We start from the raw sequence: 16352 nt of genomic DNA on the forward strand, positions 1-16352 counted from the left end.
TCAGAGGGCCAAAGTTTAGCTGTTTCCTAAAGTTTTTTTTTGAAACTCTGTTACTTTGTCCCTTTGAAACTTTTATGAAATCATACTTTTTAAATCCTCAATCGAATTGGCATCTTCAATTTTTTTGTCTTGTCGCCATCTCAAAATTCTTGGGAAACGTGTTGCAACTCCACTTTTATGTCTTTTGGAAAGTGCAATTCCTTCAAATCCAATTTCGAAAACTAATTTTGGTGTAACACTTCGAACAGGACCAAATCTTTCTAAGGTATTTTTCTTTATAAAATCATCCACTTTCCTAAATTCGGCATCGGTTAAACCGGAATAGGCTTTTGCGAAAGTGACCAATTCTTTTTCGTCTTTTTCGTTCGTTTGCCAAAGCGCAAAAGTATAATCGGTAAATAAATTGGAACGCCTTCCGTGACCTCGCATGGCATAAGTCAAAACAGCATCAATTACCAAAGGTTCGATTTTCCATTTCCACCAATCCCCTTTTTTTCTTCCAACCTGATAAGTCGAATCGTTGCGTTTTATCATCAAGCCTTCACTTTTCATTTCGCGGGCACGCATTCTTTCATTTGCAACATCTTCCCAGGAATGGAGCAAAACCCTTTCTGATAATTGAAAATTTTTAGTTTTATCTTTTATGGAGTCGTATAATTGTTCTAATAATAATCTTCTTTCTGAATAAGGCAAATTCCGAATATCGTGACCTTCCCATTCTAAAATATCGTACGCTTTTAAAATTACGGGAGCTTTTTCAAGCAAAGAAGCTGATATGGTTTTGCGTCCAATTCGGGTTTGCAAATCGTTAAAACTTCCAATTTCTCCTTCGGGAAAAGCTAAAATTTCGGCGTCAATTACAGTCCCGTTTGGAATCAAACCAACAAAAGATTGAAACTCCGGATATTTATCGGTCATCAACTCCTCGCCTCTTGACCACACATAAATTTCGCTTTCGCGGATGATCGTCTGCGAACGAATTCCGTCCCATTTATGTTCAACCGACCAATCTTCGGGATTTCCTAAATTGTCCACTTCGCCTTCAATTGGATACGCCAGATAAAACGGATAGGGTTTCGATAAATAGTCACTATTTTTTTCGTCTAAAATCAATTCCTGAAAAGTGATCGTATTCGGATCCCAATTTCCCATTAATTTATAAGCCAAAGCATCTTCATCAACACCTTCTGCTTTCGAAAGTGCTCTTGTCATTAATTTTTGGCTTACGCCGATTCTAAAACTTCCGGTAATTAATTTGGTAAAAACAAAGCGTTCGTAATAATTTAACGCCAACCAATTTTCATGTAAATATTCTTTTTTCTCCGGGTCTGATTTCTTTTTTAACGCAATGATTTCCTGAAGATATTCGGTTAAACTTTTATCGGAATGTTCTTTTGTTGTCGGAATAATCAAAGCAATTGTTTCAGCCAAATCTCCTACAATATGGTAACTTTCTTCAAAAAGCCATAAGGGAATATTTGCCAATTCATTTGCCCAGTTTCTTAATAATGTAGTATTAACAGGTCTTGGCGGACGACGGTGCGAAAGAATCGCAATCGTCCATACTTTATCCTCTGGCGATGCATTTTTAAAATACATAGTCAGCGCATCGACTTTTACGTTCGTTTTATTGGAGCTATCAAGGACTTTTATAAGTTGGGCGAAATTTTTCATTGTTGGATTTCTTTTTCTACTTCAACTTCTTTTTCCATTTCTGCAGTTTCGCCTTCGTATTGGGTTTTCTCTGTTCTGGCGTCATAACCCAATTCTCTTAAATATTTGGAGAAAATATCGGTATAACCATGTGTACAAATCACTCTTTCGGCTCCAGTCGCTTTAATGCTGTCCAGCAAAGAGAACCAATCGCAATGATCGCTTAAAACAAAACCTTTGTCAATCGCGCGTCTGCGTCTGGCTCCGCGAAAGGCCATCCAGCCACTAGCAGAACCAGTAACAAAAGGCGTCATTTTTCTAATCCAGACACTTCCGTGTGCACTTGGCGGGGCCAGAACAATATTTCCTAATAAATCCTCTTTTTTAGTTTCGTAGGTTACTAAAGTGGTTGGCGGAAGATCTACTAAAGGTCGAACAACATTTGTCATATTCTCAATAGCGCCGTGTGTATAAATTATTCCGATATCTGTATCCAAATATTTTAAAAGTCTTTGTGCTTTGCCTAAAGAATATCCAAAAAGAACAGAAGTTTTCCCTTCTGCTTTGTTTTCAGCCCACCAATTATTGATATCTGTAATTACTTCAGCCTGCGGAGTCCAGTTAAACGCTGGCAAACCAAAAGTGCATTCGGTTATAAAAGTGTGACATTTCACCACTTCATAAGGAACAGAAATCCCGTCATCTTCTACTTTATAATCTCCAGTAAAAACCCAGACTTCACCTTTATGTTCAACGCGAATTTGGGCACTCCCAATAATATGTCCGGCGGGATGAAAAGAGAATTTTACATTATTGATTACAAAGATTTCGTTCCAGTCTTTTCCGGTAACATTTATTTCTCCTAACCTATGTCGAATAATGGGAATATTGGTATGATGTGTAATATAATTTTGATGCCCCCAGCGTGCATGATCAGAATGTCCGTGCGTAATAATCGCATTTTTTACCGGTCGCCATGGATCGAGATAAACATCGGCTTGTTGACAGTAAATTCCATTATCGTTAAAAGCTAAAAGTGGGATTTTCATGTTGTTACCATTTTTAATATTGACAAACCGTTTTGGCACATTCTATCAAATTTAACTATTTATCAATCAAGCTGTTTTACAGTTTCGCGCGATTAGTTTATTAAATTACAACTTTTTAATATTGTATTGTGATATATTCAAATTATCATTTGTACTTTTGTAAAAAATTAGACAATTCGTAATTTTAAAATAATTTATCCCATGTTAAAAGGATTCTTTCATGTACCAAAAGCGGTAAACGAGCCTGTAAAAGGTTACGCACCAAACTCACCAGAAAAAGCAGCTGTACAGGCAGCTTACACTACAATGTGGAACTCAAAAATCGATGTTCCATTATACATTGGAAGTGAAGAAGTCAAAACTGGAAATACTAAAACTATTTCAGCTCCTCACGATCACAAACACATTGTTGGAACGTACCATTTAGCTGAAAAACAACATATCGAAAAAGCGATTGCAAATGCACTTGAATCAAGAAAAGCATGGGCAAACATGGCGTGGGAACAACGTGCTGCTATTTTCTTAAAAGCGGCTGAACTTATTGCAGGTCCATACAGAGCGCGTATCAACGCTGCCACTATGATTGGACAATCTAAAAATATTCACCAGGCAGAAATTGATGCTTCTTGTGAATTAATTGACTTTTTACGTTACAACGTAGAATTCATGACTCAAATTTACGGAGATCAGCCAAAATCTGATTCTACAACATGGAATCGTTTAGAATACAGACCTCTTGAAGGTTTTGTTTATGCGATTACTCCTTTCAACTTTACTGCTATCGCTGCAAATCTTCCTGCAAGTGCTGCGATGATGGGTAACGTTGTAATTTGGAAACCAAGTGATAGCCAGGTTTTCTCTACAAAAATCATTATTGAAGTTTTCAAAGAAGCTGGTGTTCCTGATGGCGTTATCAACGTTGTTTTTGGAGACGCTTTAATGATTACAGATACTGTTTTGGCAAGCCGCGATTTCGCCGGAGTTCACTTTACAGGATCAACTCACGTATTTAAAGATATCTGGGCTAAAATTGGTGCCAATATCAACAACTATAAAACATATCCAAGAATCGTTGGTGAAACTGGTGGTAAAGATTTTATCATTGCACACCCAAGCGCTAACGTAAAACAAGTTGCAACAGGAATTACTCGTGGTGCATTTGAATTTCAAGGACAAAAATGTTCTGCAGCTTCAAGAGCTTATATTCCACAAAGTTTATGGCCAGCTGTAAAAGAACAATTAATTGCTGATGTAAAATCGATGAAAATGGGTTCTCCGGAAGATTTCGGAAACTTTATTACGGCAGTTATTCACGAAGGTTCTTTTGATAAATTAGCTGGTTTTATCGATCAGGCTAAAAAAGATGCTGACGCAGAAATTATTGTTGGTGGAAATTACGATAAATCTGTAGGTTACTTTATTGAGCCGACAGTTATTGTGACTACAAACCCAAAATATACTACAATGGAAACCGAATTATTCGGACCAGTAATTACTATTTATGTTTACGAAGATGCAAAATGGGAAGAGACTTTAGAATTAGTTGATACTACTTCTGAGTACGCTTTAACAGGAGCTGTATTTAGCCAGGATCGTTATGCTATTGAAGTAGCTACAACGAAATTGCAAAATGCTGCTGGTAACTTCTACATCAACGATAAACCAACAGGAGCTGTGGTAGGAATGCAGCCTTTTGGTGGAGCAAGAGCTTCAGGAACGAACGACAAAGCAGGTTCTGCATTGAACTTATTGCGTTGGGCTTCTCCAAGAACAATCAAAGAAACTTTTGTTACTCCGGAAGATTATAGATATCCGTTTTTAGGATAATTTTTTGTTTAAGGTTTCAATTTTGAAACTTCGTCTATATAAAAAGCCGAATCTAAAAATTAGATTCGGCTTTTACTTTTTATTTTATGAGGATTTGAATAGGAAAATTTGATTGCGACAATTACTATAAAAACTTAATCTGATATTTTAAAAACTTTTAGCAAACTAAGGCGATAGAGTAAAGTCGTTATTTAGCTAAAAATTTAAATTATGAGAAGATATATTCTTTTTGGTGTGTTAGTGTTTTTTATTTCATGTAGTGAAGATGATAGCTCTAAAACTATTGTCTATCATGATGAAGCCAATTTTTCATTACTTAAAAATAGCAGCAGAATAGATTGGAGTAACGTCTTAGTAGGTGATGTTTTAAAATTTGATGTTAAAATTAAAAACTTTGATTCTTCAGCAGATGTGGTTTATGTACTCAAACCCATAACTGTAGACGCCACTTTACATCAACGAAACAAAATCGATTATAATTTCCAGGAAGAAATAAAAGTACCGTCTTTAACTGGTTTGGCGAAAGATAGCATTTTTACTAAAAAAATACGGGACAGTATTATCATCAAAAAACCAAATTCTTCTTTTATTATTTCAATCCTGCAACCAGGAAATTTCAGGCAACAATATGAACTTCGCAAAATGCGCGCAAATAAGTATGTTGCAGCAACTACACAGGAAATATTATTATCTGCAGTAAAAATTGAAGTTTATACCTGGAATGAACAAACAGATAATTCGACCATGTTTTCAAACTCAAAACATAGCCGTTATTACGAATTCACTATCGATGACGGGGATCAGACAAATGATACCTATCTAACCAACAGTGAATCTAAAGAAAACAACTACGTAACACTTTATAATGATAAAAAGTATAGCGGTGTTATCAAAATTAATGAAAAAATGACCTTTAGCGAAAAGGTAAATACAGAAAAAGGTGCTCAAATCGTACCCGCCTGGATACTTTCAGAAATAAAAATAACTCAAAAGAGAGATTATGAGCCAGACAACATAATCGTATACAGCAATCTAAGCCTTAAGCAAAAATAATAATTAAAAACCTTTACTATGAAAAAGCAATTTAAAAAAACAGCTGTTTTAGCATTAGCCATTACAACATCATTATTTACTTCCTGTAGTGATGATAATAAAGAAAAAGATAGTGTCAGTGATCTAAATAATTTACAACCAGTAACATTTGCCGTTAAACCAGATAACATTCTTAGTTCTAAAAAAACAGGAACACAAGAACTGAATCCCGCAACTGGCAATAACGAATATGTTTATCTCACTACTGTAGAAAAACAAACCACACTGTCGCCTCTTTCAATTATTGATGAGGCAAATCTGGATGTTATCTATCCTGGCAGTATTTTGCGTGGTTCCAGTTTCATGACTGCTACCTATGATCCACTAGTTCTTAAAAACTCTTTTAAGCCTGTAACTTTGTCGATGTCTTTAAGAGGAGATTTATCTGTAAGTGCTAACACTTTACCTATCCCTAGTGAAGTAAACACAGTCATTAATGGTCTTGTAAGTAAAAATAAAGGATTAATCGATTATAGTGCTATTCCCACTTATTATGAATACCAAAGTGACGAAATTACAACTGAGGACAGTTTTAAAAAAGCCCTCGATGCCCACTTAAATGTTGATGTTCTTGGCGGTATGGTAAAAGCAAACTTTGGCTATACACAAAATAGCGGATCAACAAATACTAAATCGTATGTAATGGTAAAAGTTAGACAACGCTTGTACAGCATGACGATAGATCCAAAATATTATACGGATTGGATTGATGGCGATATTAGTTCAAATAATTTTGGAACCCACGAACCAGTATATGTAAGTAATGTTGACTATGGACGAGTTGCTTACATATTAATTGAAACGACAAAAGACGAAACTTATAACAATACTATGGTAAAAGCAGCTGTAGGAGTTGCGCTAAAAGTAGTAAATATTGGTATTGATGTAACTTATTCTGAAGAATTTAAAAAATTATTTGCCCAAAATAAGATAAAAGTTATGATTGTAGGAGGCCCTTTAGCATTAGGTGGAAAAGTAACCGATTATAATAGTTTTGTTGATTTTTTAAAAGCACCATCTCCTAGTGACCTAGTATCTTCATCATCTCCAATATCCTATAAAATAAGACGTCTGAAAGACAATACTGAGGTTGAAGTAAAAGACATGTATAAAACACAATTTAAAGAATTAAAAGCTAATTAAAAAACATTTAAAGAATAAAAAAAGCCGAATCTTCAAAATATCGATTCGGCTTTTAAATTATACTTTAAACTTCAAAGGAAGATGAACTACTTTTTTGGTTTCAAAAAATTCATCATCAAATATCTCTGCTAAATCATATAAGGTCGACTTCGGGAAATCTTTCAGTTCTTCACTCAAGTCTCCTCCTTTTAAATAAAGAATACCATTTTTTAAACTGTGTTTGTTTTGTTTCTTGATCTTATCTTTTATCCACGAAACAAAATCCGGCATATTGGTTACCGCACGGCTCACAATAAAATCGAAATCACCTTTTACCAATTCAGCACGTTTTTGTTCTGCTTTTACATTTTTTAATTCTAAGGCATCAACAACACCCTGAACCACTTTTATTTTTTTGGCAATAACATCAATTAGATAAAAACGTGTTTCGGGAAAAAGAATCGCTAACGGAATCCCGGGAAATCCTCCTCCGGTTCCAACATCCAAAACAGTTGCTCCTGGTTCGAACTTCATGATTTTTGCAATTCCAAGCGAATGCAAAATGTGTTTTGTATATAAGGCATCAATGTCTTTTCTTGAAATCACATTGATTTTTTCATTCCAATCGTGGTATAAAAAGTCTAATTTTTGAAATTGTTCGATTTGAAGATCGGTCAAATCTGGAAAATATTTCAATATCTCATCCATTGTAGTAAATTTTTAACAAAAGTACTACTTTACGATTGAAATATTTAACTCAATTTTGCAAATTGAAAATTTATAATAATTACCTTTGAAAACTATTTAAAATAATTATGAATAACATTGCGCCTACATTTGCTAAGCAAGACAATCTGAAGTTTTTCAGAACACTTAACTCACGAGTAAACAATTACTTCAAGGAGAATAACATTCAGAAAACCGGAAACTGGAAACTGCACTTAAAAGCCGTTATTCTTTTTGCCGTTTTTCTAACGCCGTACTTTTTGATCCTAACTCTTAATATGCCTTTTTGGGCACAATTGCTATTAAACATCCTGATGGGAGTTGGAATGGCAGGAATTGGAATGAATGTAATGCATGATGGAAATCACGGATCTTATTCTTCTAAATCCTGGATCAACAAAATTATGGGCGGAAGTATTTATGTTTTAGCCGGAAACGTACACAACTGGCAAGTACAACACAATGTGCTTCACCATACTTATACTAATATTCACGGTCACGATGAAGATCTGGATGCGGGAAGAATTATTCGTTTTACACAAAATGCCGAATGGCACCGTTTTCATAAATTTCAACATTATTATTCTTTTTTCTTATACGGACTATTGACTTTTAATTGGGCATTAACAACCGATTTTAAGCAAATGAAAAATTACTTAAAAAGAAAATTATCGTACGGAGCTCCTCAAAGTCCAACTAAATTGTGGACTGTTTTAGTAATCACAAAAATAATTTACGTTTTAATCTGGATGGCTTTGCCAATGATTTTAGGCGTAACATGGTGGAAAGTTGTTATTGGATTTTTTGTAATGCACTACACGGCAGGATTAATTTTAAGTATTGTTTTTCAATTGGCACACGTAGTGGAAGAAACTTCAAATCCTGTTCCGAATGAAGAAGGTGAAATAGAAAACACCTGGGCAATTCACCAATTATACACAACTGCTAATTTTGCTCCCAAAAACAAAGTTGTCAATTGGTTTACCGGAGGATTAAATCACCAAATTGAACACCATATTTTTCCAAATATCAGTCATGTACATTACGGGAAAATTGCTGAAATTGTAAAACAAACTGCAATCGAATGCAACTTGCCTTATCATGAATTCAGAACCATGAGAGGTGCCGTTATTGCGCATTACAAGCACTTAAAAGAACTTGGAATGAAACCTGAACTAGCATAAAAAATCTATTAATAATTAACCTTCCTTAATTAAAGTTGAAATTAAGGACATTCAAAATTTTTATAATGAATCATATTCTTTCGGACAGAATTAACAACTTAGCGACCTCACAAACTTTGGCAATGGCCGCTTTAGCACGCGAATTAAAAGCACAAGGAAAAGACATTATCAGTTTAAGTTTAGGTGAACCTGACTTCAATACACCAGACTTTATTAAAGAAGCTGTTAAAAAAGCAGTTGACGAAAATTATAGCACATATTCTCCAGTAGAAGGTTATTTAGAGTTGAGAGAAGCAATCTCAAGAAAATTCAAAAGAGACAACGGATTAGAGTACAAACCAACTCAAATCGTAGTTTCTACAGGAGCAAAACAATCTTTATACAACATTGCGCAAGTAATGTTAAACGATGGTGACGAGGTTATCTTACCAGCACCATACTGGGTTTCTTATTTCGAAATTGTAAAACTTTCAGGCGGAGTTCCGGTTGAAGTTCCAACTTCTGTAGATACTGATTTCAAAATCACTCCGGAACAATTAGAAGCTGCTATCACACCAAAAACAAAAATGATGTGGTTCAGTTCACCTTGTAACCCTTCAGGTTCTGTTTACAGCAGAGAAGAGTTAACAGCGCTTGCAAAAGTTTTAGAAAAACACCCAAATATTTACGTAGTTGCTGACGAAATTTATGAGCACATTAATTTCTCAGGTACTTTCTGCAGTATTGGTTCAATTCCGGGAATGTTAGAAAAAACAATCACAGTGAACGGAGTTGCAAAAGCATTTGCCATGACAGGGTACAGAATTGGTTATATCGGAGCACCGGAATTCATTGCAAAAGCATGTACAAAAATTCAGGGACAAGTAACTTCAGGAGCAAATTCTGTAGCACAACGTGCTACAATTACTGCTGTAGATGCTGATCCAAGCGTATTAAACCACATGGTTCAGGCTTTCCACACTCGTAGAGACTTAGTAGTTGGATTATTAAAAGAAATTCCTGGAGTAAAAATCAACGTTCCTGAAGGAGCTTTTTACGTATTCCCAGACGTTTCTTCTTTCTTCGGAAAAACTTTAAGAGGAACTGAAATTAAAGATGCAAACGACGTTTCAATGTATCTTTTGGCTGAAGCTAACGTAGCAACTGTAACAGGGGACGCTTTCGGAAATCCAAATTGTATACGTTTTTCTTACGCGACAAGCGATGATATTTTAAAAGAAGCATTACGCAGAATCAAGGAAGCTTTGACTGTATAAAAATATAAATAAGTTTATTAAAACGGCTTAAGGTTCAAAGTTTCATCACTTTATACTTTAAGCTGTTTTTTTATGGGGTTCTGCCGCGGCGGACGGGCTATCCGTTTCAATCTTTTGTTTTATTCCATTACACAAAAGGATTTCCACTTCTATCCCTAACCCAAAACGGTCACGAAAAGTTTCATTTCAAAATAAATCTGCCAAATCTGCAAGATCTGCGTGAAACAAATTTTTTTCTTTCAAAATTCCCATTCCACAATCTTATAAAATGACACTATAATTCTATAAGACATTCCGCGCTGTAAAATCCCAACTTTGTATTATACATTAATTTAAAAGTTATGATACATACAGATGAAACCACAACAGAAGCAGTTAATACTTTAGAAGGATTAATTTCTATTTTGGAAGACGGGAAACTAGGATACACCAATGCAGCAGAACACGTAGAAGATCTTATTATCAAAGCTGATTTTTTAGAGTACGCCCGAGAAAGAGCTTTATTCATAGTTGAATTACAAGATCAAATCAATAAACTAGGAAAATCGACAGATACTTCTGGCGGAGGTCCATTGGGAGCTTTGCACCGTACCTGGATTGATATCAAATCATCGTTTACCGGTGGAGATACCGAAGCTATTATCAATGCTTGTATTACCGGAGAAGAAGCCGCTGTTGAAAAATACAAAATGGCACTTGAGAAAAACGAATTAGACGGAAGTCAAATTGCCATTGTTTCAAAACAATTAAACAGCATCCAAAGTACATTGGACAAAATTAAAGCAAAAAGATCGTCATAATTGATGCTATTTTTTTTGAGAAGAAAGCTACCTGGTTATAAAAACCGGGTAGTTTTTTTTTGTTTTATAAAATTCAAAATAAATCTTTACTTTCGTCTCAACCAATCATAATAAATCTTAACCAAAACTATTTTATGAACCAAACTTTACTCAGCATTTATATTTCCATCATTCTTATAATCTTATTTCCCAATCTTACAAAAGCCCAAACAACAGGCAACGCTATAAAAGGCTCAATAGGTTTTGCAAGCAGCGGCTCTTATTACATTGAAAATTACGGGGCTCAAGATGAAGTTGATGTTATGGGAGGCGGACTTTATCTACAAGGTGAATATATTTTTAGAATAACTTCATGGTTTAGTGCAAGACCATATGTTGGCGGCATTTTTACATCAGTAGATAAAAATCAAGACTTGCAAAATCAACCTCAGTACAGAGTAACAACAAATGCTTTTTTACTTGGAGGAAAAGCTCGACTTTATGCCCCAATTCCTTGGGTAGCGCCTTTTATAGAAGGAGGTATTGGTACCTCAATAGGCAAGTTAGAAACTTTAACACCTGGGGTTAATTTCGACAAGAGTGGTGTATTACTTCACATTCCATTTAGTATAGGATTAGCTATTGGCCGAAAAAATAATTTTGAAATTGGTATTTCTGGCTACTTTCATCCAGCAGCTAAACAATCAAATGCAGTACTTGCTGCAGGGTATACTTTTCCTTTAGATTAAATAACAGTTTTTTTCTTATACAAACTCAAATAATATTATTTTTATATTGAAATATTAAATAAAAATATTCTCAAATGAAAAAAGTAATTTTAGATTTAGCTGTAACCTTAGATGGTTTTATTGAAGGTCCAAATGGAGAAATTGATTGGTGTATGATGGACGATGATATGGATTTTGATGGTTTCTTATCTGACATAGATACTATTTTCTATGGTCGTGTAAGTTATGATACGTGGGGTAATTTTCAACCGGATGCAACCGCAGATTCATCTGAACAGAAACTTTGGGAAGGAGTACATTCAAAAAAGAAATATGTTTTTTCCAGTCAAAGTAAAAAAGATGAGAATGCCACATTTATAAATTCTGACATTACTACTAATGTAAATGAAATTAAAAAACAGTCTGGAAAAGATATTTGGTTATATGGCGGAGCAAGCCTTATTAAAACATTTATCCAATTAAATCTTATTGATACATATAGGATATCAGTTCATCCAACCGTTTCAGGAAATGGCAAACCATTATTTGAAGACTTAAAAGAAAGAATCGAATTAAAGTTACTCAAAACAAATACTTTCAAGTCGGGTGTCGTGCAACTTATCTACAAGCCAATCAAATAAAATTACAATCTTAACCATCATCATTCCATATTAGTTAACTATTTCAAAAAAAGTCACTTCAGTATTAGCAAACTCAAATTATTTATAAGAACTTTGCAAACTTTTTTGCGTGAATACCACAAAAGCCTAAAGTACTAGAAATGAAGAAGAAGATTGAAATATTAGCTCCGGCAAAAGATTTAATTGGGGGAATGGCTGCCATAAACAGTGGCGCCGATGCCGTTTATATTGGTGCACCACAATTTGGTGCCCGTTCAAATGCCAACAACTCTATTGAAGATGTTGCCGCTTTAGTGCAATATGCGCATTTATTTAACGCTCAGGTTTTTGTCGTTATGAATACCATTTTATACGATAACGAATTAGAAACGTGTCGCTCAATGATTTGGGAATTATACGAAATTGGTGTTGACGCACTGATCATTCAGGATATGGCGATTATGGAAATGGACTTACCTCCTATCGTACTTCACGCCAGCACACAAGCCAATAATCGTGACGCAGATAAAATTAAATTCCTTAAAGATGCCGGAATCAAACGTGTGGTTTTAGCCCGTGAATTAAACCTGCATCAAATCAAAACAATATACGACGAGGCAGATGTAGAACTAGAGTTTTTCGTAACGGGAGCTTTATGTGTTTCTTTTAGTGGAAACTGTTATATGAGTGTGGCCAACGGAGAACGCAGCGCCAACCGTGGTTCTTGCGCACAAAACTGCCGTTTACCCTACAACTTAATCGATGGAAACGGAGAAACTTTAATCAAAAACAGTCACTTGCTTTCGATAAAAGATTTAGATATTTCAGAACAGATTCCAAATTTGATTGAAGCCGGAATCGTTTCTTTTAAAATTGAAGGAAGATTGAAAGATGTGGTTTATGTAAAAAACAACGTATCTTATTTACGTCAAAAATTAGATAGCTATTTAGAAGGACCTGGCAGCGAAAAATACACGAAAGCTTCTTCAGGAACATGTACTTATACTTTTGATTCGTCTTTGAACAGAACTTTCAACCGTGGTTATACCGATTATTTTGTAAACGAAAGACACAGCTCGATTGGTTCTTGGGAAAGCCCAAAATCAAAAGGTCAATATATTGGTAAATTGATCAGAACTATTGGAAACGCTTACGAAATTGAAAACGGCGAATTCTTGAACAACGGTGACGGACTTTGTTTCATCAATGAAAACAACGAAGCTGACGGAATTTACGTAAACAAAGCAGAAAACGGTAAAATATATCCGAACGTTTTAAAAGAAATAAAAGACGGAACTTTTATCTACAGAAATAACGATGCCGCTTTCATTAAAATTGTAGAAAGAGAAGACAGTGCAGTTCGTAAAATCAGCACAACTTTATTACTTACAGAAAATGAAACTGGTTTCGAATTAATCGCTACCGATGAAGACGGTAATGTAAGCATCGTAAATTTAGAACACGCAAAAGAGCAGACTAAAACCGGTGAATCAATTGAAGAAAACATCAAAACACAATTGGCAAAAACAGGTTTCACACCTTACACTGCCAATGAAATCAATATTATGTTCTCTCAAAACTGGTTCCTTCCCATTTCAAAAATCAACGAAATGAGAAGAACGGTTTACGATCAGTTAACCGAAATCCGTTTGAAAAATTACAAACGCGAAGAACACCAATTGGTAAAAACGTCACATCCGTATCCTGAAACCAAATTAGATTTCATGTACAATGTTTCGAACAAAGTTGCTCGTAAATTCTACGAACGTCACGGTGTTACCGAAATCGAAAAAGCATTCGAATTACAATGGGATCCAGGAAAATCTCGTGTAATGACAACCAAATATTGCATCAAATACGAATTAAAAAAATGTCCGATACACCAAAAAGACATTGTAGGTGTTAAGGTAAAAGAACCTTTGGTTTTAAAACAAGGTGAATTAGAATATAAACTAAAATTCAACTGTAAGCCTTGTGAAATGGAAATTTGGGAAAAAGATGCCGAATTTGAAATTGAGGAAGATCATTTTCACTAGATAGTTTAACCGCAAGGTTCGCAAAGGGATTACGCAAGGTTCGCAAAGGTTTTATAATCTTTGCGAACCTTTTTATTTTACTTCAAGACAAAGCTTTGATCTCTTCGCGTAAACCCTTTGCGAACTTTGCGGTTAAAAACATTTTTCCCTACTTTTACTACTCCATTATTTACAACACACCAAAATGAAAATACTTCTCCTCGGTTCAGGCGAATTAGGCAAAGAATTTGTCATTGCTGCGCAACGAATCGGACAAACTATAATTGCTGTTGACAGTTACGAAAATGCTCCTGCAATGCAGGTTGCTCACGATTTTGAAGTCATCAATATGCTCGACGGCGAAGCTCTTGACCGAATCGTAGCCAAACACAAACCCGATTTTATTGTTCCGGAGATAGAAGCCATTCGCACCGAACGTTTTTACGATTACGAAAAACAGGGAATTACTGTTGTTCCTTCAGCGAAAGCAGCCAACTTTACCATGAATCGTAAAGCCATTCGTGATTTAGCATCAAAAGAATTAGGTTTAAAAACAGCCAAATATCAATATGCGACTTCAGCCGAAGAATTGCAAAAAGCCGTTCAGGAAGTTGGAATTCCATGCGTGGTCAAACCTTTAATGTCTTCTTCCGGAAAAGGGCAATCGACTATAAAAACAGAAAGTGATATCGAAAAAGCCTGGCAGTATGCTGTCGCAGGTTCGCGTGGCGATGTAATCGAAGTGATTGTTGAAGCATTTGTTGATTTCAATTCTGAGATCACACTTTTAACGATTACGCAAAATAATAATCCAACCTTATTTTGTGCTCCAATTGGCCACAGACAAGAACGCGGCGACTATCAGGAAAGCTGGCAGCCTGCTTTAGTTTCAGAAAAAGACTTGTACGAAGCGCAGGATATGGCCGAAAAAATCACGGAAGCACTTGGCGGTGCAGGACTTTTTGGTGTTGAATTTTTCTTAACCAACGAGGGCGTTTATTTCTCTGAACTTTCTCCTCGCCCACACGATACCGGAATGGTAACGTTGGCCGGAACTCAAAATTTCAACGAATTCGAATTGCATTTGCGTGCAATTTTAAGTCTTCCCATTTTCGAAATTACTTTAGAAAAAGCCGGAGCAAGTGCCGTAATTTTAGCTTCTGAAGATTCCGCGAACCCAACTTTTACCGGAATTGAAAAAGTAGCGGCCTTGCCAAAAACTGATTTCAGGATATTCGGGAAACCAACTTCAAGACCATATCGCCGAATGGGAGTTGTTTTAAGTCATGATTCATTAGCAACTCCAATCGAAGAAATTGTAGAACGTGCCAAAACCACTTCAAAATTAATAACTGTAAATCCTTAAAAATGAAAAAAGCACTATTTATACTATTCCTATTTGTTGGAATTACAGCTCAGGCTCAGGATAAAAAAACCGCAGAAAAACATCAAATTGTAGAAACAGCTTGTGGCGAATGTCAGTTCGGAATGAAAGGCAACGGTTGTGATTTAGCCGTTCGCATTGACGGAAAAGCGTATTTTGTGGACGGAACTACAATTGACCAACATGGCGACGCACATGCAAAAGATGGTTTTTGCAACACAATCCGCAAAGCATCTGTTACCGGAAAAATAGAAAATAATCGTTTTAAAGCGACTTCATTCACTTTAGTAAAAGAAAAATAATGGAGTTAATTCTTGAAAATATTGCCAAACACGTTTCACTAACGCCAGAAGAACAGGCTCATTTTTTATCTAAACTAGAAACCAACTCTTACAAAGCCAAAACCATTTTACTAAATGCAGGCGAAGTTTGTAAACATTCTTATTTTGTAAATTCCGGTATTTTAAGAAGCTTCAATATCAACGATAATATTGTCGAGCATGTTTTAGCTTTTGCCTGTCAAGGCTGGTGGATGAGCGATATGTACAGCTTTTTTTCACAAAAACCGGGACAGCTTTTTATTGAAGTTTTAGAAGATGCTGAAGTGGTTTCGCTTTCAAAAGAAAATCAGGAACAATTGTATCACGACATTCCAAAATTAGAACGCTTTTTCAGGATTTTAATTGAAAATTCTTTAGTTGCCAATCAGCAAAGATTAATGGACAATTTGAGTTTACCTGCTGAAGAACGTTTTGAAAAGTTTACCGCCAAATACGGAACACTCGTTCACAAAGTTCCTCAAAAACAAATCGCTTCTTTCATTGGTGTTACACCAGAATTTTTCAGCAAAATGAAAGCAAGGCTTTTGAAAAAATAAAAATAATTTACCATTAAGATATTAAGAGAATTAAATTGAA

Annotated in this window: 15 protein-coding genes; 12 read left to right on the forward strand and 3 right to left on the reverse strand. The window is 35.3% G+C overall.

Going from position 1 to position 16352, the window contains the following annotated elements:
• Positions 1-72: 72 nt before the first annotated feature.
• Together AC6CH4_RS01360 and AC6CH4_RS01365 are read right to left on the reverse strand one after the other, a co-directional pair.
• On the reverse strand, positions 73-1674 hold the full coding sequence (locus tag AC6CH4_RS01360; RefSeq protein ID WP_498099486.1) for an ATP-dependent DNA ligase: 1602 nt from the start codon (positions 1672-1674) through the stop codon (positions 73-75).
• A complete protein-coding gene (locus tag AC6CH4_RS01365; RefSeq protein WP_498099488.1) occupies positions 1671-2702 on the reverse strand; it encodes a ligase-associated DNA damage response exonuclease in 1032 nt (343 codons plus the stop codon). Before AC6CH4_RS01365 ends, AC6CH4_RS01360 begins: the two co-directional genes overlap by 4 nt.
• Positions 2703-2903: 201 nt before the next feature.
• Here AC6CH4_RS01365 and pruA point away from each other — a divergent pair, with 201 nt between their 5' ends.
• The 3 genes from pruA (at position 2904) to AC6CH4_RS01380 (ending at position 6764) form a co-directional block, all read left to right on the forward strand.
• Positions 2904-4529, forward strand: coding sequence for an L-glutamate gamma-semialdehyde dehydrogenase (pruA, locus tag AC6CH4_RS01370; RefSeq protein ID WP_498099490.1), 1626 nt, complete (start codon positions 2904-2906; stop codon positions 4527-4529).
• 210 nt (positions 4530-4739) lie between these two features.
• Complete coding sequence (locus tag AC6CH4_RS01375; RefSeq protein WP_498099492.1) at positions 4740-5582, forward strand: hypothetical protein; 843 nt, start codon at positions 4740-4742, stop codon at positions 5580-5582.
• An 18-nt stretch (positions 5583-5600) separates the two neighbouring features.
• Complete coding sequence (locus AC6CH4_RS01380) at positions 5601-6764, forward strand: thiol-activated cytolysin family protein (RefSeq protein WP_498099495.1); 1164 nt, start codon at positions 5601-5603, stop codon at positions 6762-6764.
• Positions 6765-6821: 57 nt separating this feature from the next.
• Here AC6CH4_RS01380 and rsmG read toward each other — a convergent pair whose 3' ends face one another.
• Complete coding sequence (rsmG, locus tag AC6CH4_RS01385) at positions 6822-7451, reverse strand: 16S rRNA (guanine(527)-N(7))-methyltransferase RsmG (protein WP_498099497.1); 630 nt, start codon at positions 7449-7451, stop codon at positions 6822-6824.
• Positions 7452-7558: 107 nt separating this feature from the next.
• On the opposite strand from rsmG, the gene AC6CH4_RS01390 reads away from it, so the two are divergent.
• The 9 genes from AC6CH4_RS01390 (at position 7559) to AC6CH4_RS01430 (ending at position 16312) form a co-directional block, all read left to right on the forward strand.
• On the forward strand, positions 7559-8653 hold the full coding sequence (locus tag AC6CH4_RS01390) for a fatty acid desaturase family protein (protein ID WP_498099499.1): 1095 nt from the start codon (positions 7559-7561) through the stop codon (positions 8651-8653).
• A gap of 65 nt (positions 8654-8718) precedes the next feature.
• Positions 8719-9909: a pyridoxal phosphate-dependent aminotransferase gene (locus tag AC6CH4_RS01395; RefSeq protein ID WP_310298623.1), complete on the forward strand. Its 1191-nt coding sequence runs from the start codon at positions 8719-8721 to the stop codon at positions 9907-9909.
• A 341-nt stretch (positions 9910-10250) separates the two neighbouring features.
• Complete coding sequence (locus tag AC6CH4_RS01400; protein ID WP_498099501.1) at positions 10251-10709, forward strand: ferritin-like domain-containing protein; 459 nt, start codon at positions 10251-10253, stop codon at positions 10707-10709.
• A 134-nt stretch (positions 10710-10843) separates the two neighbouring features.
• Complete coding sequence (locus AC6CH4_RS01405; RefSeq protein ID WP_498099503.1) at positions 10844-11437, forward strand: hypothetical protein; 594 nt, start codon at positions 10844-10846, stop codon at positions 11435-11437.
• A gap of 74 nt (positions 11438-11511) precedes the next feature.
• On the forward strand, positions 11512-12057 hold the full coding sequence (locus AC6CH4_RS01410; RefSeq protein WP_498099505.1) for a dihydrofolate reductase family protein: 546 nt from the start codon (positions 11512-11514) through the stop codon (positions 12055-12057).
• A 140-nt stretch (positions 12058-12197) separates the two neighbouring features.
• Positions 12198-14072, forward strand: coding sequence for a peptidase U32 family protein (locus AC6CH4_RS01415; RefSeq protein WP_498099507.1), 1875 nt, complete (start codon positions 12198-12200; stop codon positions 14070-14072).
• Between the two features lie 184 nt (positions 14073-14256).
• Positions 14257-15417 carry a formate-dependent phosphoribosylglycinamide formyltransferase gene (gene purT / locus AC6CH4_RS01420; protein WP_498099509.1) on the forward strand — a complete coding sequence of 387 codons (1161 nt, stop codon included), beginning with the start codon at positions 14257-14259 and terminating at the stop codon, positions 15415-15417.
• Between the two features lie 2 nt (positions 15418-15419).
• Entirely contained in the window at positions 15420-15737 is a 318-nt protein-coding gene (locus AC6CH4_RS01425) for a DUF6370 family protein (RefSeq protein ID WP_498099511.1), read from the forward strand.
• The gene (locus AC6CH4_RS01430) at positions 15737-16312 is read left to right on the forward strand and encodes a Crp/Fnr family transcriptional regulator (RefSeq protein ID WP_498099513.1); all 576 of its coding nucleotides are present in this window, start codon (positions 15737-15739) and stop codon (positions 16310-16312) included. Before AC6CH4_RS01425 ends, AC6CH4_RS01430 begins: the two co-directional genes overlap by 1 nt.
• The last annotated feature ends 40 nt before the right edge of the window (positions 16313-16352 follow it).

This window comes from Flavobacterium sp. GQ95 (assembly GCF_059758655.1).